This window comes from Pandoraea aquatica (genome assembly GCF_902459565.1).
Lineage (GTDB): Bacteria > Pseudomonadota > Gammaproteobacteria > Burkholderiales > Burkholderiaceae > Pandoraea > Pandoraea aquatica.
In genome coordinates this window covers 356,814-377,940 of record NZ_CABPSN010000002.1, presented here as the reverse complement: position 1 = coordinate 377,940, position 21,127 = coordinate 356,814, and the positions used below count along the sequence as shown (strand labels likewise).

Genomic DNA, 21,127 nt, shown 5'->3' with positions numbered 1-21,127 from the left:
GTGTCACGATCAGGAGGTCCCGGGTTGGCGACGCGAAGCCGCTCCCACGGGTGGATGGGATCGATGCTACGAGAGGCGAACCGGTACAGACATGTACAGTCACTCGGAAAATGGTTATTCTGTATCGGTCAATTGCCTCAACTGTATTGGCAACAGCCGATGAAGCGGACACCCGGCAGCCCCGCACCACGTGGGCTTGGGCCGAATGGCGCACCGCTCGGGATTTACCCGTACACCGCAGATTGAGTGTTCGATGGGTGCGCATGTCGCACGTCCGCTCGCCGTCCTTACCCGTACTTTCGTCAAACCATGGTCCAGCCGCTCGCCTTTACCCTGAACCGCACGCAACCCGAAGCGCTCGTCGACCAGATCGTGCGGGAGGTCGAGCGGGCATTGCAGCGTCAGACGTTGCACGCGGGTATGCGTATGCCGTCGATCCGGTCGCTGGCGAAGGCGCACGGCATCAGCACGTTCACGGTGGTGGAGGCGTACGACCGTCTCGTCGCGCACGGCACACTCGTGGCCCGGCGCGGCGCGGGGTTCTTCGTGGCCGGGGCGGCAGACGCGCGCGAGACCGGTTCGGCCAGTCCCGGTGGCAGTCTGTCGATGGGGGCTGCCGCGAGCGAAGTCACCAACGCCTGGTTACTCTCGGAGATCTTCGCGGACGACTCCATTGCGGTGAAAAGCGGCTGCGGCTGGCTGCCCGACAGTTGGCTCGACGAGGACGGTCTGCATGGCGCACTGCGTTCGCTGTCGAAGGGACCGGGCGCCCATTTCGCGCACTACGGGCATCCGCACGGGTACGGACCCTTGCGTCAGTGGCTCGCGCGCCGCCTTGGCGAGTTGTCCATCGACGCACCGCCCGAGCAGATCGTGCTCACGCATGGCGCGACGCAGGCGTTGGATCTGGTCGTGCGCACGTTGCTCAAGCCGGGCGACACGGTGCTGGTCGAGGCCCCTGCGTACTGCAATCTGCTGGCGGTGTTGCGGCTGGCGGGATTGAACGTCGTCGGCATTCCTCGCACGGAAGCCGGGCTGGACCTCGCGGCGCTGGAGCAGGCCGCGCAGACGCATCGCCCGCGCGCGCTGTTTGTGAACCCGGCGTTGCAGAATCCGTTGGGCACGTCGCTCACACCGGCGTCGGCGCATCGCATCTTGCAGTGTGCCGAGCAGCATGGCTTCTGGATCGTCGAAGACGACATCTATCGTGAGCTTGCCCCGGCGGGCACGCCCTCATTGGCAGCAATGGATGGTTTATCGCGCGTGATTTACGTCTCCAGCTTTTCGAAGACGATCTCACCGTCGGTGCGTGTGGGGTATCTTGCGTGTTCGCGCGATCTGGCGCATGAGATTGCCCGCAGCAAGATGGTCGCGGGGCTGACGTCATCCGAGATCAACGAGCGCATCGTGCACGCGATCCTGACCGAAGGACGTCATCGCAAACACATCGAGCGTCTGTCGGACCGCCTGACGCGCTCCCGCGCACGTCTCATCACCCAACTTCAATCACACGGCGTGACGCTACTCGCACAGCCCGAAGGCGGCATGTTCGTGTGCGGCAGCTTGCCGGATGCGACCCAACCCGCCCGCGAGTTGGCGGAAGCTGCGCTACTGGAAAGCATCATGCTCGCCCCGGGCGAGTTCTTCCTCGCCCACAACGAACCCTGCCACTGGTTCCGCTTCAACGTCGCGTACTCGGATGACGCACGGTTGTTCCGGTTTCTGGATAAGGCGGCGGCGGGGAAGCTGGCGGCGTGATTTACTCACGGCCAGCGCTCACCTCCGTCCATGGAACCAACAACGCGAATCGATGACGCGCGTTGTCGTGAAACACGATCCGGTTCCTTAAGACGTCCATGCCAATCGCACCAAGACTCACTACGCCGCCTTCGCGCGGAACAGCTTGAGAGGCGACCGGATGGCGGGAGATCGGCTGACCGTTAATCGTGAAGTCCACGAGTCGCGTGCGATCGTCGCTGTCGATCGCTTGCCCCAACAAGTCGACAGATCTGCGTCGAGCCTCGCCGACCACTTCACTGCTGATGATCGGCAGAGGTAACGTTGTCGCGTACGCCCCCGAATCGACAACCATGGGAATCCGCGCACCCTTAAATTCCACTGGAATTGCCATCACATGATGGATATTGGGCAATGCCCTTCCGTCGACAACACGAATCCGCCCAACGACCTCAGGGTCGAAGCGTGCGCCAACAAGAAAACAGTCGTCCCTGAAGTTCATCACCGACACATCGCCGCCAGCCAGATACTGTGGACTGACAATCCCTGAGAAGCCCTCGGCCATCAAAGGCGTCTCGTCAATGACGTAAATTGTCTGGGTCGTGCGGCGCCCCTCCGCGTCCTCCAACGCGATAACGCGTTGACGTGCGTGCGCAGAGGACGCGATTGTGTTCAGAACATGGCTACCGACGTTCGGCTCGCCCTCCTCGGGGACGAAGCGTTGATCCCAAATGACATGGCGATTCGACCCCGAATCAAGCAGCATCCGAGCGGGCTTCCCATCTATCGATACCGTAATGAACGGATCGCTCTTTCGCTCCGCGTTGCCGTACTGAATCGCTGACTCGAACACGGGCCTAACCGTTGGCCACACTTCGCTGCACCGCGCTGAACTGGCGTGAGCGAATAGCGGCTGGATGGACATCAGTGAAAGAAGTGAAGAGAAAACGAATTGTGCAAGTCGCTTGGCAAGCATAAAGGAGGCGAATCCAATGAGGTGATATTCACGATCTGTGAAGTATCAACGAGCCTCCGGCATTCCGAAATCGGATGATTCCGAAATTGCCCCTGCAATTGGCGACTGAAGCGTCAACGGCCACCTTCGACAGTTGACCCTCGCCTCCTTACGCCTCACACCCCACCCCAAACCGCTCCCGATACGCCACCGGCGTCACACCGTACTGACGTTGAAACGCGCGGCGCAGGTTCTGTTCGTCGCCGAAGCCGACACGTGCCGCGATACGTTTTAGCGACGCATCCGAATCGAGCAACGCGAAGCGCGCTGCTTCCAGACGCATGCGTTCCACGGCCTTCGCAGGTGTTGACCCGGTGCGGGCGAGATAGCTTCGGGCAAACGTTCTCGGACTCATGTTCGCCTGCTCCGCCAGTCGCATCACCGACAGGTCACCGTCCAGCCGCTGGGACATCCATTCATGCAGATCGCCGAACGGCGCGCCCGCCGCGACCTGCTCCTGCAACGGCGGACTGAACTGCGACTGCCCACCCGCGCGTTTTAGAAACACCACCAACCGACGCGCTGCCTGCAACGCCACATCCACGCCGCAATCGTCTTCGATCAACGCCAATCCGAGATCGATGCCCGCCGTAATCCCGGCCGACGTCCACACCGGGTCCGCGCGCACGTAAATCGGATCGGACTCGACCAGCACCTCCGGATAGCACGCCTGCAACATCGCCGTATCCAGCCAGTGCGTCGTAGCGCGTCGCCCATTGAGCAACCCCGCCGAAGCCAGCACGAACGCCCCCACGCACACCGAACACACGCGCCTCACGCGCGGCGCATAGTCGCGTAACCAGTCGCCTACCGGCCCCGGTACCGCCGGACGATGCGCCACCGCACCGCCCACCGCGATCAGGGTGTCGACCTGCATCGCGTCCAGCGCCCGCATCGGCTCCGTATGCAACGTGATGCCCGACCCCGTCTCCACCGGACCGCCATGCTCCGACACGACCACAGTCTTGTAGGGCGCGTCCTGCCCCTGCTCCGTGGCGTTGCGGATGACAGCGTGAAACGCGTCGAGCGGTCCCGCAAGATCCAGCAGAACGAACGGCGGCACAAGAAGAAACGCGACGAGACGAGGTTGGCTCATGGTGAACAGTCGGTGAACGGTCAGTCGACAAATCGAAATCAGGCCGTCGCGTGCGCCGGACGGCGCTTCGCATCGACGGCGTACCACACGGTCGCCAGCGCCGCGATCGTCAACAACGGGAACGTCGCCTGATTGATCGTCGCCCAGCCGAAACGCGCCAGCAATTGCCCCGCGAACAGACTCGCCAGTGCGGTGCCTGCAAAGGTAATGAATTCGTTGGCGGCCTGCGCACGTGCGCGCTCAGCCGGACGGTACGACATCGTGAGCAACGTCGTGCCGCCCACGAACATGAAGTTCCAGCCGACGCCGAGAAACGCCAGCGCCGCATAGAAGTATGCGAGGCTCGTCGACATCAGCGCCAGCACACCGCACAGCGCCGACATGCCAATACCGAGCAGCAGCACCGGCACCACACCCCAACGCTTCACGAGATGACCGGAGAAGAACGACGGCGCATACATGCCGACCAGATGCCATTCGATGATGTGCGCACCGTCGTCGATGCTGTGGCCGCACGCGACGGCTGCAATCGGCGTCGCCGTCATCACGAACATCATCACCATGAAGCCGATCAGATTGTTGGCAAGCGCCGCCACGTAAATCGGCTGGCGCATGATCTCGCCCAGCGGACGCGCAGGCAATTCCGCCACACCGCCCGCCGCCCCACCTGCTGCATGCACCGGCAAGTCACGCAGGAAGCCAACGAGTAGCAACAACGAGATGCCCGAGAGGATCGTCACGACGAGATACGAACCCGCGAACGTCACCGGCGCGAGCCAGTCCTTGCTGCCTGCTGCGAGCGCCGGTCCGATCACAGCGGCCAGCACGCCGCCCGTCAGCACGACGGAGATAGCGCGCGGCTTGTCTTCGACGGGCACGACGTCCGCCGCCGCCAGCCGGTAGTAACGCGCAAACGCCTGAAACACACCCACGCACGCCGTGCCCGCGCAGAACATCGCGAAGTGCTTCTCGTAGATCGCCATCACCGACACCAGCCCGCCCACGGTGCCGAACAGTGCGCCCAGCGCGAAGCCGAGCCGCTGGCCGAAGCGTTGAATCAGCATCGAAGCGAAGATCGTCGTAATCGCCGAAGCAACGGTAATGAGCGAGAACGGCAGCGTCGCATAGCCCTTGTCGGACGCGAGCATGTAGCCGACGAGACCCGTCAGCGTCAGGTCGACGGACAACGCCGCCGTGTAGAGCGCCTGACAGGCGGCGAGTACGGCGGCATAACGTCGGCCCAGTCGACGGCGCTGGTGCTCGGCAGGCTCGGAAGGTGGCGCGGTGCGCCCGGCAGCGGAATCGGTCATGGTGTGATGTCGAGTGAGTGAGTAGTCTTCAGTCGCCGCCATCTTGCCGCCAGCCCATTTGGCACGAATGCCAATCATGCATCAAAAAATGCCAGAACGGCGTGTCACATGCCCTCCGGCGGGGTACTTCCTCACGTCGATCTTCGGTGCGTGCATGGCGCGTGACCGCCCCCCCCCCCCGGGGAAACCGGTCTCGTTACCGTCGTCTCATCCGCTGCGGCCTATACTTTTTGAACCACTTCGCGTGGCGCTCTTCGCTCGCGGTGGTTCATGCATGCGTCATCAGTCTGTTTGTGCGAGGAGAGCATCATGGCTCGCAAATTCATCGATTGCCGGGAATTCCCCAGCGAAATGAACTGTTCGGTCGCGCTTAGCGCAGACTCCGAAAGCGAATTGCTGGAGGCCGCCGTGCAGCATGCGGTCACGGTCCACAAGCATGCCGATTCGGCAGAGCTTCGTTCGCTTCTGACATCCCTTTTTCATGACGGCACACCGCCAGTAGAATCGCCGCGCAAAGCCTGACGCCCTCGCGCACGAACGGACACGTCGACGCGCCAAGTCGGTGCGCACCAATACGGCGCGCCGTCGCACCACCGTGTCTCGCGCGCACGGCGGACCTCCTGAAAATCTTCCCCCACCGCCCCCGTCGCCACGCCATCGGCGCGTGATGGCACATAGTGACGGGACGCTGGCACGACCCTTGCGTTAATTCCCCGATACCGGATCGACCGGTCTAACCAGGAAAGGGGAAGACGTACCATGAAACGACGCACGCTACTCCAGATGGCGGCCCTCTCGGGCGCCGCATCGCTCACCGGCATGGCGCCCAACTTGTTCGCGCAGAGCAAGCAGCCCATCAAGGTCGGTATCCTGCATTCGCTCTCGGGCACGATGGCCATCTCGGAGACGTCGCTCAAGGACGTCGCGCTCATGACCATTGCCGACATCAACGCCAAAGGCGGCGTGATGGGCCGACCGCTCGAAGCCGTGGTCGTCGACCCCGCCTCGAACTGGCCGCTCTTCGCCGAGAAAGCCCGCCAGTTGCTCACCAAGGACAAAGTCGCCGCCGTATTCGGCTGCTGGACGTCGGTGTCGCGCAAGTCGGTGCTGCCCGTCTTCGAAGAACTCAACGGGCTGCTCTACTACCCGGTGCAGTACGAAGGTGAAGAGATGTCGAAGAACGTCTTCTATACGGGTGCTGCGCCGAATCAGCAGGCGATCCCCGCCGTGGAGTACGTGATGAGCAAGGAAGGCGGCAGCGCCAAGCGCTTCTTCCTGCTCGGCACCGACTACGTCTACCCGCGCACGACCAACAAGATCCTGCGTGCCTTCCTGCACTCGAAAGGTGTTGCCGACAAGGACATCCAGGAGGTCTACACGCCGTTCGGCCACAGCGACTATCAGACCATCGTCGCCAACATCAAACAGTTCGCGCAGGGCGGCAAGACCACCGTCATCTCCACGATCAACGGCGATTCGAACGTGCCGTTCTACAAGGAACTCGGCAATCAGGGCCTGAAGGCGACGGACGTGCCGGTCGTGGCGTTCTCCGTTGGCGAAGAGGAACTGCGCGGCATCGACACCAAGCCGCTCGTGGGGCATCTGGCCGCGTGGAACTACTTCATGTCGGTCAAGAACCCGACCAACGAAGCGTTCAAGAAGGAATGGTTCGCCTATGTGAAGGCCAAGGGCCTGCCCGGCGGCGACAAGCGCGTGACGAACGATCCGATGGAAGCCACCTTCGTGGGCATGCACATGTGGAAGCAGGCCGTCGAGAAGGCAGGCAGCGTCGACGTCGACAAGGTGCGCACCGCCATGATCGGCCAGACGTACAAATCACCGGACGGCTTCGACATGGTCATGGATGGCAACCACCACCTGCACAAGCCGGTGATGATCGGCGAAATCCGCCCGGACGGTCAGTTCAACGTGGTGTGGAAGACGAAGGCACCGGTACGCGCTCAACCGTGGAGCCCGTTCATTGCGGGTAACGAAGGCAAGCCCGACAAGGTCTGATCTTCCTTCCATTCCTTGCGCCGGAGCCGCACTCCGCCCTCCGGCGCATGCAGAGGTTTCGCATGATAACGATAAGACGCTGGACCGCTGCCGCCCTTGTCCTGCTTTCGCTGGGCGCTGCGCTGACAATCTCCCAACCCGTGCGTGCTGCCGTCACCGACGCCGACCTCACCGCCCTCGCAGGCGACGACTTCGACGCCAAGGCACAAGCCATCGATCACCTTGCCGCCGACGGTTCGCCGCAGGCGGCCGCGCTCCTCAAGGCACTGGCCGACGACTCGGCCGTGACGGTGGGCGAGCGCCTCGCGATTCAGAAGGACGACAAGTACGTCGATCCGATCACGGGCGCGCCGGTCAAAGCCGACGACGCCGGATCGCTCACGCTGAACAACGTGCTGCGCGCCAAGGTTGCGACGGCCGCCGCCGCCGGTGCGCTGCTGTCGACCGATCGCGACGCGCGCGCACAAGCCATCGACACGATGTTGCAGAACCCGTCGCCCGCGTTCAAGACGCTGATCGAGCAGGCGCGTCAGAAGGAAACCGATCCGGCGTTGCGCAAACGTCTCGATCAGCTCTGGGCGCAGTCGGCGCTGCACGACACCGATCCGAAGAAACGTCGGGAAGCCATCGACCTGATTGCTGCCGCAGGCGATCCGCAGATGCGCGATCTGCTGCTGCCCATCGTCGCCAAACAAGCGGACGGCACTTACGCCGAGCCCGACGCCACCGTGCGCAGCGCTGCCGACATCGCGCTCACGCAACTGGCCGCCGCACAACGCCGCAGCGAGTTCTTCGGCACGGTGTTCGCCGGTCTGTCGCTCGGCAGCGTGCTGCTGCTCGCAGCCCTGGGGTTGGCAATTACGTATGGCCTGATCGGCGTCATCAACATGGCGCACGGCGAGTTTCTGATGGTCGGCGCGTATGCCACCTACGTCGTGCAGACGCTGTTCCAGCGCTTCCTGCCGGGCGCGTTCGACTTCTATCTCGTCGCCGCCGTGCCCGCCGCGTTCGTCGTGGCCGCCGCGCTCGGGTTCGTGCTGGAGCGCACCGTCATCAAGCATTTGTACGGACGCCCGCTGGAGACGCTGCTGACCACGTTCGGTATCAGCCTGTTGCTGATTCAGGGGGTGCGCACGCTGTTCGGCGCGCAGAACGTCGAAGTCGTCAATCCGTCGTGGATGAGCGGCGGCGTCGCCGTGCTGCCGAATCTGATGCTGCCGTACAACCGCATCGTGATTCTGGTGTTCGCGCTGGTGGTGGTGGCGCTCACGTGGTCGGTGCTCAATCTCACGCGCCTCGGCCTGTTCATTCGCGCCGTGACGCAGAACCGCTCGATGGCCGCGTGCGTCGGCGTGAAGACGGGGCGCGTCGACAGCTACGCCTTCGCTTTCGGCGCGGGCATCGCCGGTCTCGGCGGCTGCGCGCTCTCGCAGATCGGCAACGTCGGCCCGGACCTCGGTCAGAGCTACATCATCGACTCGTTCATGGCCGTGGTGCTGGGCGGCGTGGGACAACTCGCGGGGACGATCGTCGGCGCATTCGGTCTGGGCATCGCCAACAAGCTGCTCGAACCCGTGTGGGGTGCGGTGCTCGCGAAGATCGCCGTGCTGATCCTGATCGTGCTGTTCATCCAGAAACGCCCGCAGGGCATGTTTGCGCTCAAAGGGCGCAGTGCGGAGGCCTGAATGCAGACGTCTAACTTTCTTCCCGAAGGCGTCGCCCCGACGACACCACTGGACGTGCCCGCGCGTGCACGCCTGCTGCCGAAACACGTCGCACCGGTCCTGCTGGCCTTCGTGCTGGCGGTGATGGTGATCGTGCCGGTGTGTGCGCTGGTGTTGCCAGCCACACATCCGTTGCATCTGTCGGCATACGCCATGACGCTCGCGGGCAAGATCATGTGCTACGCGATTGCCGCGCTGGCGCTCGATCTCGTGTGGGGGTACTGCGGCATTCTGAGCCTCGGTCACGGCCTGTTCTTTGCGCTCGGCGGCTATGCGATGGGGATGTATCTCATGCGCGGCATCGGACGCGACGGCGTGTATCACAGCGACCTGCCCGACTTCATGGTGTTCCTCGACTGGAAGGAACTGCCGTGGTACTGGACCGGCACCGAGCATTTCGCGTGGGCGATGTTCCTCGTCGTGGCGCTGCCGGGCGTAGTGGCGTGGCTCTTCGGGTATCTGGCGTTCCGCTCGCGCGTGAAAGGCGTCTATCTGTCGATCATCACGCAGGCGCTCACGTTCGCTGCCATGCTGCTGTTCTATCGCAACGAGACCGGCTTCGGCGGCAACAACGGCTTCACCGACTTCAAGCGCATTCTGGGCTACTCGATCACTTCGGCGAACACACGCACGGTGCTGTTTCTGGTGACGTTCGCCGTGCTGGTCGGCGCGTTTCTGTTGTGCCGCGCATTGGTGGTCTCGAAGTTCGGACGCGTCGTCACCGCCATTCGCGACGGCGAGTCCCGCGCCATGTTCCTCGGCTATCGTCCGCTCAGCTACAAGCTGTTCGTGTGGACGCTGTCGGCCATGCTGTGCGGCATCGCCGGTGCGCTCTATGTGCCGCAGGTCGGCATCATCAACCCGAGCGAGATGGCCCCGGTCAACTCCATCGAAATGGCGATCTGGGTCGCCATCGGCGGACGTGGCTCCCTCATCGGTGCGATTGCCGGTGCGTTCATCGTCAACGGCGCGAAGAGCTTCTTCACCGCCTACTTCGCCGAATACTGGCTGTTCTTCCTCGGCGCGATGTTCGTGCTGGTGCCGCTGCTGCTGCCGCAGGGCGTGATGGGTCTGGTCACGCAACTCACCCGTCAGCGCGCTCGCCACGCCCCCGTCGCAGCCGAAGGCGATGTGCCCCATCCCGTTTCCGGAGACCGCGCATGAGACCCGATTACGACATCAGCTGGCAGCAGGCCGATGCGCCGGAGGCCTCCGTCTCGGTCAGTGGCGAAGCGACGGGCATGTCCCACCTCGTGGTACCCGGCGAGATCGACACGTCGCACGGCCTCATCCTGTATCTGGAGAACATCTGCGTTTCGTTCGACGGCTTTCGTGCGCTGAACGATCTGTCGCTGTCGATCAAGACCGACGAGCTGCGCTGCATCATCGGCCCCAACGGCGCGGGCAAAACGACGATGATGGACGTCATCACCGGCAAGACTCGCCCCGACTCGGGACGCGCCTTCCTCGGTCAGACACTCGACCTCACCCGACTGGACGAACCCGCCATCGCGCAGGCGGGTGTCGGGCGCAAGTTCCAGAAGCCAACCGTGTTCGAGCATCACAGCGTCTGGGAGAATCTCGAACTCGCGTGTGCGGGGGACAAGCGCTGGTTCCGCGCGCTGTGGGCTGTGCTGACGCCGACCATCAAACGCCGCGTCGAGGAGGTGCTGGCGCTCACGCATCTGGAACATCAGGCGCATGTGCGTGCGGGTCAGCTGTCGCACGGCCAGAAGCAGCGGCTGGAGATCGGCATGTTGCTGATGCAGCAGCCGCAACTGCTGTTGCTGGATGAGCCCGCCGCAGGCATGACCGACGAAGAGACCGCGCAACTGGCCGAGTTGCTCAACCGTCTGCGCGGCCATTGCTCGATGATGGTGGTCGAGCACGACATGGCGTTCGTCGCCGCGCTCGCAGGGGAGGCAGGTCTCGTGACGGTGATGGCCGAAGGCCGGGTACTCGCCGAAGGCACGCTCGACGCCGTGCAACGCGACGAACGCGTGATCGAATCGTATCTGGGACGCTGACCATGCTGGAAATTCACGCACTCAATCAGTTCTACAGCGGCAGTCACATCCTGCGCAACGTGGAGTTCACGGTGCCCGACGCGCAACTCACCGTGCTGCTCGGACGCAACGGCGTGGGCAAGACGACGCTGCTCAAATGCCTCATGGGCGTGGTGCCGGTGAAGTCGGGCAGCATCGCATGGCGCGGCAAGACACTGACATCGGCCCCCTCGTATGCACGCGTGTCGAGCGGCATGGCGTACGTGCCACAGGGTCGCGAGATCTTCCCGCGCCTCACCGTCGAAGAGAACCTGCTGATCGGTGCGGCGAGCCGCCCGTCGCGTGAAGCGAAGCGCGGTGTGCCGGACGACATCTACGAACTATTCCCCGTGCTGCGCGACATGAAACAGCGGCGCGGCGGCGATCTGTCCGGCGGACAGCAACAACAACTGGCCATCGGACGTGCGCTCATGAGCGACCCGCAACTGCTGATTCTGGATGAGCCGACGGAAGGCATTCAGCCATCGATCATCAAGGACATCGGACGCACGCTGCGACGCCTGGTGGACGAGCGTGGCATGACGGTGTTGCTGGTCGAGCAGTACTACGACTTCGCGCTCGAACTCGCCGACCACTATCGCGTGATGAGCCGTGGTGCCATCGTCGCAAGCGGGCTGGGCAAGGACATGGAAGCCGACGGCGTGCGGCACATGGTGGCGGTGTGATGGCGTCGGCGACAACCGGCTGGCACGCCGAGCTGACGCTCGGCTTCGAGCGCCATGACGCCCGCACGGTGCTCGCGACGCGCCGTCATCAGGGGCCGCTCGTGGTGCAGAAGTCGTTGCATCCGGAAGGCCCCGGCATCTGTCATGCGGTCGTCGTGCATCCGCCCGGCGGCATCGCGGGGGGCGACGCGTTGTCCATCGATATCGACGTCGGCCACGACAGCCACGCCGTGCTGACGACGCCCGGCGCAACCAAGTGGTACAAGTCGCAGGGCCGCTTCGGCACGCAGGACATTACGCTGACGGTGCACGACGGCGCAAAGCTCGACTGGTTGCCGCTGGAGAACATCGTATTCGAGCATGCGGATGCGCGTCAGCGCGTGACTGTGCGGCTCGGCGAGAACGCGACCGTCATCGGCTGGGACGCGACGCTGCTCGGCCGTCAGGCGGCAGGTGAGCAGTGGACACAAGGCCACTGGCGCTCGAACTTCGCACTGCGCGACGCGCAGGATCGTCTGCTGTGGGCTGAGCAGGCAGTGCTCGGCGCGGAGGATGCACAGCGCACCGGCGCGACCGGCCTCGCGAGCTTCCCCGTCTTCGCCGCGCTCTGGGCGGTCGGCCCGGCGTGTACGCGCGAGCTGGCCGAGACATTGGCCGAGGAACTGCCATTCAGCGAGGATATCCGTGCGGGCATCACGTGCCTGCCCGGCAATGTCCTCGTCTTGCGCGTGCTCGGCCGTGAGATGGAAACGGTGCGCCAACTGCTGATCGCGCATTGGCTCAAGCTGCGTCCTATCGTGCATGGTGCACCGGCGGAACCGCTGCGGATCTGGGCGACGTGAAGTCGTTGGCGACAACCGCACGCTGCCGATGCCGGGTAATGCCGACGGCGCAGCCATCCTCCAACGCACCATTACAGTGACAACATCGGCGTCGTACCGCCGATGTCGCCCCATTTCGCACCAATATCGGGCACGCCTCGAACGCATCAAGCGTTCCGCACATCGCGCACGTCGTTGACCGACGGACCCCGCCGCGACTTCCCACAAACCTGCGCACCACGCGACAGCGTCAGGCACGAATCCTGCTACCTCACTGTATCGACCGGTCTGACCAGACGCGTCGATCTTTTGCATTCCCCCTTCACCTCATGCCGCCTAATGCACTACGTCCTTGATTTCGCCGACCTGCGGCAGTACTTCGCGCTGTTCGTGCGCGGTGCCGCGCTGACGATTGCGCTCACGGCCGTCTCCACGGTCATCGGCGTAGTCATCGGTGCGCTGTGCGCTGCTGCGCGCGAGGAAGGCTCGAACGGGTTCAAGTTCTTCGCCGGACTCTACGTCGAGCTGTTCCGCAACACGCCGTTCATCGTTCAGCTGTTCTTCATCTTCTTCGGGCTGCCCAGCATCGGCATTCATATCGACGAGACGAGCGCTGCCATCATCGCCATGAGCCTGAACCTCGGCGCATACGCGACCGAGATCATTCGCGCCGGCATGCGCGCCGTGCCGCGTGGGCTTTCCGAAGCCGGCCTCTCGCTCGCCATGACGCGTGGGCAGATCCTGCGTCATGTGATCCTGCCGCAAGCATTCGCCAAGGTGTTCCCCGCGCTCGCCAGCCAGATCGTCATCGTGATGCTCGGCTCGGCCGTCGTCTCGCAAATCTCCGTCCCCGATCTGTCGTATGCGGCCAACTTCGTCCAGTCGCGCACGTTCCGCGCCTTCGAGAGTTACCTGATCGTCACCGCGCTCTATCTGGTGCTCGCCATCGCGCTTCGTCGTGTGCTGATGCGCGCCGCTCGCCGACTGTTTCGCGGCATGGTGAAGGGAGGCGCGCGATGATCGAGTTTTCGATAGCGGACATGCTGCGCGGTCTGATCCTCGCCGGACGCTGGACGCTCGCGCTCTCCGCCATCGCCTTCGTGTGCGGGGGACTGGTCGCGCTGTTGCTGCTGGTGATTCGCGTCGGACGTGTGCAATGGGCTGCGCGCGCCGTGGCGCTTTACATCGAAGTGTTCCAGGGCACGCCGCTGCTCATGCAGCTCTTTCTGGTGTTCTTCGGCCTGCCGTTGCTCGGGCTGGAAGTGTCGCCGTGGGTGGCGGCGGCAGTGTGTCTCACGCTCTACACGAGCGCGTACCTGACGGAAATATGGCGCGGTTGTGTCGACGCCATCCCGCACGGTCAGTGGGAAGCGTCGTCCAGTCTGGCGATGCGTCACAGTGAACAGTTGCGTCACGTGATCCTGCCGCAGGCGCTGCGCATCGCGATTGCGCCGACGGTCGGCTTCTCGGTGCAGGTCGTCAAGAGCACGGCGCTCGCGTCGATCATCGGCTTCGACGAACTCACCAAGACCGGCACCATGCTTACCAATGCGACGTTCCAGCCATTCACCGTGTACGGCCTCGTCGCGCTGCTCTACTTCGCTGCCTGCTATCCGCTGTCGCTGTGGGCGCGTCATCTCGAAAGGAAACTCCATGTCGCTAATTAAGGTCCGGGGCATGCAAAAGCGCTTCGGCGAAAACCCCGTGCTGCGAGGCATCGACATGGAAGTCGAACGCGGTCAGGTCGTTTCGATCATCGGTAAGAGTGGCTCGGGAAAAAGCACGCTGCTACGCACACTCAACGGTCTGGAGCGGTTCGATGCGGGCAGCGTGGACGTGGACGGCGTGCTGGTCGGCGCACGCGACACCGATCTTCGCGCGCTGCGTCTGAAGGTCGGCATGGTGTTCCAGCAGTACAACCTGTTTCCGCATCTGACGGCGGGCGAGAACGTGATGCTCGCGCAGAAGGTCGTCAAGAAGACCGCGAAGCACGACGCCCGCGAAGTCGCCCGCACGATGCTGGCCAAAGTGGGGCTGGCCGACAAGTTCGACAGCTACCCGTCGCAACTCTCGGGCGGCCAGCAACAGCGCGTGGCGATTGCCCGTTCACTTGCGATGCATCCTTCGGTGCTACTGTGCGACGAGATCACCTCGGCGCTCGATCCCGAACTCGTCGCGGAAGTGCTCAAGGTGCTGGAAGACCTCGCCGCCGAAGGCATGACGCTGATTCTCGTCACGCACGAGATGCGCTTTGCCCGCCACGTATCGGACCGCGTGGTGTTCATGCATCAGGGGAAGATCTGGGAGTCCGGCGATCCGGAACAGCTCTTCACACAGCCTGCAACGCCGGAATTGCAGCGGTTCATCGCGCAATGACATTCAACCCTTTGCTCACCCTTCGCACCGAAATTCACTCGTCACGATGAAGCTCACTCCCCGCGAAAAAGACAAGCTGCTCATCTTCACCGCCGCCCTGCTGGCCGAGCGCCGACGCGCTCGCGGCCTGAAGCTGAACTACCCCGAAGCCGTGGCCTTCATCAGCGCCGCGCTGATGGAAGGCGCGCGCGACGGACGCACCGTCGCCGACCTCATGCACTACGGCACCACATTGCTCACGCGCGACGACGTCATGGAAGGCGTGCCCGAGATGATTCCCGACATTCAGGTCGAAGCCACCTTTCCCGACGGCACCAAGCTCGTCACCGTGCATCACCCGATTCCGTGACCTGACTTGACGGTGCACGTGTATCGCATCGCCTGTCATCGATAACCATAGACAACAACATTTCGCTGCACTTTAAGGATGCCCCCCATGGCCCGCCTCGAAAACACGTCTGACGCGCACATTGCGCTCCCCGCCTCCGCCCGCTCAACCGGCGCAGGTCGTCTTCGCCACCCTATGGCTCGCGTGGCCACGGGCCTTGCGCTGCTTGCCACATCGGGTGTCGCGCTGGCCCACCCGGGTCATCCGGGCCATGACGCCGTGAGCAGCTTCGCCGCCGGCTTCCTGCACCCGCTGACCGGCGCGGACCACCTCTGCGCGATGATCGTCGTGGGGTTGTGGAGTTCGCTGACGTCCAAACGCGTCTGGGCCGCGCCGCTCGCCTTCGTCGCCATGCTGGCCGCTGGCGGCCTGCTCGGCATGATGCATTGGTTCTCCCTGCCGGGTGTCGAGCCGATGATCGCCGTCTCGCTGCTCGTTCTCGGGCTGATGCTCGCGACACGCGCGCAACTGCCGGGATGGGCAGGCGCAGCGGTCGTCGGCACGTTTGCCGTCTTCCATGGTTTCGCCCACGGTGCGGAGCTTCCCACCGAAGCCAGCGCGATGCATTACATGGCCGGCTTCCTCGTCGCGACCGGCATGTTGCACTGCATTGGCATCGCTGCGGGTGTGGCGCTGCGCCATCGCACGGTGTGGGTGCCGCGCGTGCTGGGCGCGGGTGTGTTGGCTTATGGCGTGACGCTGCTCGCCGCAGCGGCCTGACGCCGGTTGCTGCCGCCAGGAGACGCCCATGATTCCCGGAGAACTGCTTCCCGCCGCTGGCGACATCACGCTCAACGAGGGGCGTGAGACCGTCAGCGTGACCGTGGCCAACACCGGCGACCGTCCGATCCAGATCGGCTCGCACTTCCACTTCTATGAAGTCAACGATGCCCTGCAATTCGACCGCGAAGCGGCGCGCGGCTTTCGGCTGAACATCGCCGCCGGCACCGCCGTTCGCTTCGAGCCGGGGCAACAACGCACGGTAGAACTCGTGGCGCTGGCGGGCGACCGCCGCGTCTATGGTTTCGCGGGTCGCGTCATGGGGGCGCTATGAAAATCTCTCGCCGCGCCTACGCGGAAATGTTCGGACCGACCACGGGCGACCGGCTGCGTCTGGCCGATACGGAACTCATCGTCGAGATCGAACGCGACTACACGATCTACGGCGAAGAGGTGAAGTTCGGCGGCGGCAAGGTGATTCGCGATGGCATGGGGCAATCGCAGCGCACGCGTGCGGACGTGGTCGACACCGTGATTACCAACGCCGTCATCATCGACCATTGGGGCATCGTCAAAGCGGACATCGGTCTGAAGGACGGACGCATCTGGGGCATCGGCAAGGCCGGAAATCCCGACATTCAGCCCGGCGTGACGATCCCGCTCGGGGGTGCTACGGAAGTCATCGCCGGTGAAGGCATGATCGTCACCGCAGGTGGCATCGATTCGCATATTCACTTCATCTGCCCGCAGCAGATCGAGGAAGCGTTGTCGTCGGGTGTCACGACGTTGCTCGGCGGCGGCACAGGCCCCGCGACGGGCACCAATGCGACCACCTGTACGCCGGGGCCATGGCACATGGAGCGCATGTTGCAGGCCGCCGACGGCTGGCCCATCAACCTCGGCTTTCTCGGCAAGGGCAACGTCAGTCAACCCGAGCCCTTGATGGAGCAGATCGAAGCCGGGGCCATCGGTCTGAAGCTGCATGAGGACTGGGGATCGACGCCCGCAGCCATCGACGCGTGTCTCTCAGTGGCCGACGCCACCGACACCCAAGTCGCGATTCACACGGACACGCTGAACGAAGGCGGCTTCGTCGAAGCGACAGTCGCCGCCATCAAGGGCCGCACGATCCACACGTATCACACCGAGGGCGCGGGCGGCGGTCATGCACCGGACATTCTGAAGGTGTGCGGCGAACCGAATGTGCTGCCGTCGTCCACCAATCCGACGCGGCCTTACACCGTCAACACGCTCGACGAGCATCTCGACATGCTGATGGTCTGCCATCACCTCGACCCGGCGATTGCGGAGGACATTGCGTTTGCCGAGTCGCGCATTCGTCGCGAGACGATTGCGGCCGAGGACATCCTCCACGATCTCGGCGCGCTGTCGATGATCTCGTCGGACTCGCAGGCCATGGGGCGTGTCGGGGAAGTGGTGATGCGCACCTGGCAGACGGCGCACAAGATGAAGGTGCAGCGCGGTGCGCTGGGGACGGACCCGTCGGCGTCGGACAACTTCCGCGTGAAGCGGTACGTCGCGAAGTACACCATCAACCCGGCAATCACGCATGGCATGGCGCATGAAATCGGGTCCATCGAAGTCGGAAAGTGGGCCGATCTGGTGTTGTGGGAACCGGCGTTCTTCGGCGTGAAGCCATCGCTGATTCTCAAGGGCGGCATGATCACGACGGCGCTGATGGGCGACCCGAACGCGTCGATTCCGACGCCGCAGCCGGTGCATTACCGCGAGATGTTCGGCGCACGAGCGGGGGCGCTAGCACGCACGTCGCTGACGTTCGTCTCCCAAGCAGCGTACGATGGCGACGTGGCTGGCCGTTTCGGGCTGGCCAAACGCATCGTGCCGGTGCGCAATATCCGGCAGGTGACCAAGGCCAACATGATCAATAACGACTGGCTGCCGAACATCAGCGTCGATCCCGAGACCTATCAGGTCATCGCGGACGGGCAATTGCTGACGTGCGAGCCCGCCACCGTGTTGCCCATGGCCCAACGCTACTTTCTTTTCTGATTTCGCCGAGCCATGTCGCAAGATTCCGAATCGTCCGCTGCTGAGAACCCCCTGTCGTCGACTGCGGCTTTGCGTCGCGTCGAGAAGCGCTTCGAAGCGGGACGCATCGCCGCCCCGCTCGCGCGCCGCGCCCCGGCACTCGTGCTGCCGTTCGACGCGCGCAGCAAGAGTCGTCTTCGCGCGACGCTGGAGACGGGGGAAGAGGTCGCGCTGTTCCTGCCGCGCGGCACCGTGCTGCGCGGAGGCGATGTGCTCGTCGCGGACGACGGCGGATTCATCCGCGTGGAAGCGGCGGCGGAGACGGTGTTGCTCGTCAGCGCGCCGACGGCCCTCGCGCTCACCCGCGCCGCGTATCACCTGGGCAATCGTCATACCCCGGTGGAAGTGGGCGACGGGTACCTCAAGCTTGAATATGACCCGGTCTTGCGCGACATGCTGCTGCGGCTCGATGTCGATGTCGCCGAAGCACTGATGCCCTTCGAGCCGGAAGCCGGTGCTTACGGTGGCGGGCACAAGCACGGTCACGACGCGACCTACGCCGAAGACTTCGAACTCGCGCAGCGGGTGTTTCACGAGCATCACGGTCATGACCATGATCACGGACATGAGCACGGGCACGTTCACGGTCCGGGCTGCGGTCATGATCACTCGCATAGTCACGACCACAATCATGTGCATGGCCCGGGCTGCGGTCACGATCACTCGCATGCGCACGGCCACGATCACGGACACGTGCATGGGCCTGACTGCGATCATGATCACGCGCATTCCCACGATCATGATCACGCGCACGACGATCGTCATGAACATGGCCCGGACTGTGGTCACGATCACGCAACCGTTGCAGGCGGCGAATCTCCGACAGTGAGCCCAAGCGATGACGGCAAGCCTGCCCAGCCCTCTCACTGAGCCGGTCGCGGCAGCGTCGCTGCAATCACTTGCGGCGCTGCTTCACCTCGCCTCGCCTGCGCTGCCTATCGGTGCCTTCAGCTATTCCCAGGGCCTCGAAGCAGCGGTCGAGCACGGCATCATCCACGACGCCCCCAGCGCCGAGCGCTGGATCGCCAGCCAGCTCGACGGCGTCTTCACGACAGGCGAAATGGCCTTGCTCGCGCGCCAATGGCGTCACTGGCAGGCGCGCGACGTCGCGGCGTTACGCCAGGTCAACGACTGGCTGCTCGCCACACGTGAGACCGCGGAACTGCGCGCCGAAACCGAACAGATGGGCTGGTCGCTCACCCAACTCGCGGTGTCGCTCGAATGGGGCGATGCCGAACAGCGTGCGCATCTGTCGTCGCTCAAACCGATTGCCCTGCCGACGGCCTTCGCCTTCGCTGCACTGACGCATGGCGCGCCGTTGCCGGATACGCTCGTCGCTTACGCGTTCAGTTGGCTGGAGAATCAGGTCGCCGGCGCACTCAAAGCCGTGCCGCTCGGGCAACTGGCGGCACAGCGCGTCATCGTTGCATTGCGTCCGCGCGTGGTCGACGCCGCCCATCGCGCCGCGTCGCTGCCGGACGATCAGATCAATACGTTTTCCCCGGCGCTCGCCATTCTGGCGTCACGCCACGAAACACAGTACTCACGGTTGTTCCGTTCGTAAGACGCGAGTTTCGCGTCGCCCTATTCGTCAGTTCCTGCGCCAACTTTCACTCACCGCCACCACGACATTCGCCATGACGACATCCGCCAATGCCCGTCGCACCAAGAAGAATCCGCCGCTGCGTGTCGGCATCGGAGGCCCGGTCGGCTCCGGCAAGACCACGTTGACCGAGATGCTCTGTAAAGCGATGCGCGATCGCTACGACCTCGTCGTCATCACGAACGACATCTACACGAAGGAAGATCAACGTCTGCTGACGGTCGCCGGCGCGCTGGAGCCGGAACGGATTCTCGGTGTGGAGACCGGTGGTTGTCCGCACACCGCCATTCGCGAGGACGCCTCGATCAACCTCGAGGCCGTCGAGCGCATGCTGGATCGCTTCCCCGATGCGGACGTCGTGATCATCGAGTCCGGCGGCGACAACCTTGCCGCGACGTTCAGTCCCGAGTTGTCGGACCTGACGATTTACGTGATCGACGTCGCTGGCGGCGAGAAGATCCCTCGCAAAGGCGGCCCGGGCATCACGAAGTCCGACCTGCTGGTGATCAACAAGACCGACCTTGCACCATACGTCGGCGCGTCGCTCGACATCATGCGCTCCGACACCCAGAAGATGCGCGGCATGCGTCCGTTCGTGATGGGCAACATGAAAGAGGGCAAGGGCCTTCAGGAAATCATCAGCTTCATCGAAGCGCGCGGGATGCTGGCGTGACGCGATGCTCGCGCCGCCAGCATTTTCCGTTAAGCGTTAAGCGGATAGTCCCTGGGAGGCCAGGGACGATTCACGCTTCGTAAAGACATGATGGTGATGGCATTCTCCTTCAACCGGTAGATCATTTGGTAACGCTTGTGAGGCACGATCACTCGTGCGTCGTCCGATTTATGGAGGCGCCCCAGTCTTGGAAAGGTACGCAGATTTCTCAAGGCGCGTTCTACACAAACATTCAGACTCAAAGCTGCGCGGGGATGGGCGTTCGACAACTGATTCCAGATGATGAGACGTTCTCGCAGCGCATAGTCTGACCAACGAATCGTCACAGTCACAGCGTACTCAACAGTCTCCGGTTGTATTCCTCGAACTCTGCACTAACAATTTCATCCGGCACGGTACGCCCGGCTTCAATGTCCCTCAGTCCCATCAGCACCCCGAAGAACTCTTCTACATCGAGTTCATCGGGATCGTGTGGCGTCTCAAAGTACCCGGGGTTTAGATCAATAGAGCATCCGGTCTTTACGACTTCGCTAGGCAACTTGCGGCCAGCGGCGACATCCGCGAGTCCGCGAATCGTCGCTTCGTACAACATCTGCGCTTCGCGGCGAATTTCTGCTTCCTCTTCCGGGCTGATGTCGAGTGGCGGTATTGGGATGGGTTCATACGCCGACTGGTGGCGTGGAAAACGGTCGGAGGACTGCTGTTCAACAATCTGCATCGTGATTCCTGACTAGGATTTGGGCGGGGGGCCACTCACGCGAGTGTTGCCAAATTAATCGTCAGGAAGGGGGCGAGTCAATCGGGTCGGGAGATTTCTCGGGCGATTCCTAAGCGGATCGCCCATTTT

General features: G+C 63.5%; 22 protein-coding genes and 1 pseudogene. 18 read left to right on the top strand and 5 right to left on the bottom strand.

Annotation, left to right across the window (positions count from 1 at the left end):
- Window positions 1-309 precede the first annotated feature (309 nt).
- Window positions 310-1,758, top strand: a complete 1,449-nt coding sequence (locus PAQ31011_RS07175; RefSeq protein WP_150575174.1) for an aminotransferase-like domain-containing protein — start codon at window positions 310-312, stop codon at window positions 1,756-1,758.
- A gap of 1 nt (window position 1,759) precedes the next feature.
- On the opposite strand, the gene PAQ31011_RS07170 is transcribed toward PAQ31011_RS07175, so the two are convergent.
- The 3 genes from PAQ31011_RS07170 to PAQ31011_RS07160 all read right to left on the bottom strand — a co-directional run bounded on the left by PAQ31011_RS07170 (window position 1,760) and on the right by PAQ31011_RS07160 (window position 5,158).
- A complete protein-coding gene (locus tag PAQ31011_RS07170; RefSeq protein ID WP_150575173.1) occupies window positions 1,760-2,713 on the bottom strand; it encodes a hypothetical protein in 954 nt (317 codons plus the stop codon).
- Between the two features lie 148 nt (window positions 2,714-2,861).
- Complete coding sequence (locus PAQ31011_RS07165) at window positions 2,862-3,848, bottom strand: GlxA family transcriptional regulator (protein ID WP_150575172.1); 987 nt, start codon at window positions 3,846-3,848, stop codon at window positions 2,862-2,864.
- Between the two features lie 38 nt (window positions 3,849-3,886).
- Window positions 3,887-5,158 (bottom strand): MFS transporter, encoded by a 1,272-nt coding sequence (locus PAQ31011_RS07160; protein WP_150575171.1) that lies wholly within the window; start codon window positions 5,156-5,158, stop codon window positions 3,887-3,889.
- A 309-nt stretch (window positions 5,159-5,467) separates the two neighbouring features.
- Between PAQ31011_RS07160 and PAQ31011_RS07155 the strand changes: the two genes are divergently transcribed.
- The 17 genes and pseudogenes from PAQ31011_RS07155 (at window position 5,468) to ureG (ending at window position 20,280) form a co-directional block, all read left to right on the top strand.
- Window positions 5,468-5,680, top strand: a complete 213-nt coding sequence (locus PAQ31011_RS07155; protein ID WP_150575170.1) for a DUF1059 domain-containing protein — start codon at window positions 5,468-5,470, stop codon at window positions 5,678-5,680.
- A gap of 327 nt (window positions 5,681-6,007) precedes the next feature.
- Window positions 6,008-7,174: pseudogene (gene urtA / locus PAQ31011_RS07150) on the top strand (urea ABC transporter substrate-binding protein); the annotation flags it as partial.
- Window positions 7,175-7,236: 62 nt separating this feature from the next.
- Window positions 7,237-8,859 (top strand): urea ABC transporter permease subunit UrtB, encoded by a 1,623-nt coding sequence (urtB, locus tag PAQ31011_RS07145; RefSeq protein WP_150575168.1) that lies wholly within the window; start codon window positions 7,237-7,239, stop codon window positions 8,857-8,859.
- Window positions 8,860-10,062: an urea ABC transporter permease subunit UrtC gene (urtC, locus tag PAQ31011_RS07140; RefSeq protein WP_150575167.1), complete on the top strand. Its 1,203-nt coding sequence runs from the start codon at window positions 8,860-8,862 to the stop codon at window positions 10,060-10,062.
- Window positions 10,059-10,925 carry an urea ABC transporter ATP-binding protein UrtD gene (gene urtD / locus PAQ31011_RS07135; RefSeq protein ID WP_150575166.1) on the top strand — a complete coding sequence of 289 codons (867 nt, stop codon included), beginning with the start codon at window positions 10,059-10,061 and terminating at the stop codon, window positions 10,923-10,925. Before urtC ends, urtD begins: the two co-directional genes overlap by 4 nt.
- A gap of 2 nt (window positions 10,926-10,927) precedes the next feature.
- Window positions 10,928-11,629 carry an urea ABC transporter ATP-binding subunit UrtE gene (urtE, locus tag PAQ31011_RS07130; protein WP_150575165.1) on the top strand — a complete coding sequence of 234 codons (702 nt, stop codon included), beginning with the start codon at window positions 10,928-10,930 and terminating at the stop codon, window positions 11,627-11,629.
- Window positions 11,629-12,471, top strand: coding sequence for an urease accessory protein UreD (locus PAQ31011_RS07125; RefSeq protein WP_150575164.1), 843 nt, complete (start codon window positions 11,629-11,631; stop codon window positions 12,469-12,471). The genes urtE and PAQ31011_RS07125 overlap by 1 nt, the downstream gene beginning before the upstream one ends.
- 318 nt (window positions 12,472-12,789) lie before the next feature.
- The gene (locus PAQ31011_RS07120) at window positions 12,790-13,470 is read left to right on the top strand and encodes an amino acid ABC transporter permease (protein ID WP_150575163.1); all 681 of its coding nucleotides are present in this window, start codon (window positions 12,790-12,792) and stop codon (window positions 13,468-13,470) included.
- Window positions 13,467-14,117, top strand: coding sequence for an amino acid ABC transporter permease (locus PAQ31011_RS07115; RefSeq protein ID WP_150575162.1), 651 nt, complete (start codon window positions 13,467-13,469; stop codon window positions 14,115-14,117). Before PAQ31011_RS07120 ends, PAQ31011_RS07115 begins: the two co-directional genes overlap by 4 nt.
- Window positions 14,104-14,826, top strand: coding sequence for an amino acid ABC transporter ATP-binding protein (locus tag PAQ31011_RS07110; RefSeq protein WP_150575161.1), 723 nt, complete (start codon window positions 14,104-14,106; stop codon window positions 14,824-14,826). The genes PAQ31011_RS07115 and PAQ31011_RS07110 overlap by 14 nt, the downstream gene beginning before the upstream one ends.
- Window positions 14,827-14,872: 46 nt before the next feature.
- Window positions 14,873-15,175, top strand: a complete 303-nt coding sequence (locus PAQ31011_RS07105) for an urease subunit gamma (RefSeq protein WP_039394912.1) — start codon at window positions 14,873-14,875, stop codon at window positions 15,173-15,175.
- A 174-nt stretch (window positions 15,176-15,349) separates the two neighbouring features.
- Window positions 15,350-15,934, top strand: coding sequence for a HupE/UreJ family protein (locus tag PAQ31011_RS07100; protein ID WP_174990076.1), 585 nt, complete (start codon window positions 15,350-15,352; stop codon window positions 15,932-15,934).
- A 28-nt stretch (window positions 15,935-15,962) separates the two neighbouring features.
- Entirely contained in the window at window positions 15,963-16,268 is a 306-nt protein-coding gene (locus tag PAQ31011_RS07095) for an urease subunit beta (RefSeq protein WP_039394909.1), read from the top strand.
- Window positions 16,265-17,965, top strand: a complete 1,701-nt coding sequence (ureC, locus tag PAQ31011_RS07090; RefSeq protein WP_150575160.1) for an urease subunit alpha — start codon at window positions 16,265-16,267, stop codon at window positions 17,963-17,965. Before PAQ31011_RS07095 ends, ureC begins: the two co-directional genes overlap by 4 nt.
- A gap of 69 nt (window positions 17,966-18,034) precedes the next feature.
- Window positions 18,035-18,874 (top strand): urease accessory protein UreE, encoded by an 840-nt coding sequence (gene ureE, locus PAQ31011_RS07085; protein ID WP_150575792.1) that lies wholly within the window; start codon window positions 18,035-18,037, stop codon window positions 18,872-18,874.
- Entirely contained in the window at window positions 18,843-19,568 is a 726-nt protein-coding gene (locus PAQ31011_RS07080; protein WP_150575159.1) for an urease accessory protein UreF, read from the top strand. Before ureE ends, PAQ31011_RS07080 begins: the two co-directional genes overlap by 32 nt.
- 73 nt (window positions 19,569-19,641) lie before the next feature.
- Entirely contained in the window at window positions 19,642-20,280 is a 639-nt protein-coding gene (gene ureG, locus PAQ31011_RS07075) for an urease accessory protein UreG (RefSeq protein WP_150575158.1), read from the top strand.
- A 29-nt stretch (window positions 20,281-20,309) separates the two neighbouring features.
- Here ureG and PAQ31011_RS27000 read toward each other — a convergent pair whose 3' ends face one another.
- Together PAQ31011_RS27000 and PAQ31011_RS07065 are read right to left on the bottom strand one after the other, a co-directional pair.
- Window positions 20,310-20,606 carry a type II toxin-antitoxin system RelE/ParE family toxin gene (locus PAQ31011_RS27000; RefSeq protein WP_425495096.1) on the bottom strand — a complete coding sequence of 99 codons (297 nt, stop codon included), beginning with the start codon at window positions 20,604-20,606 and terminating at the stop codon, window positions 20,310-20,312.
- A 2-nt stretch (window positions 20,607-20,608) separates the two neighbouring features.
- Window positions 20,609-20,998, bottom strand: coding sequence for a hypothetical protein (locus PAQ31011_RS07065; protein WP_150575157.1), 390 nt, complete (start codon window positions 20,996-20,998; stop codon window positions 20,609-20,611).
- Window positions 20,999-21,127 lie beyond the last annotated feature (129 nt).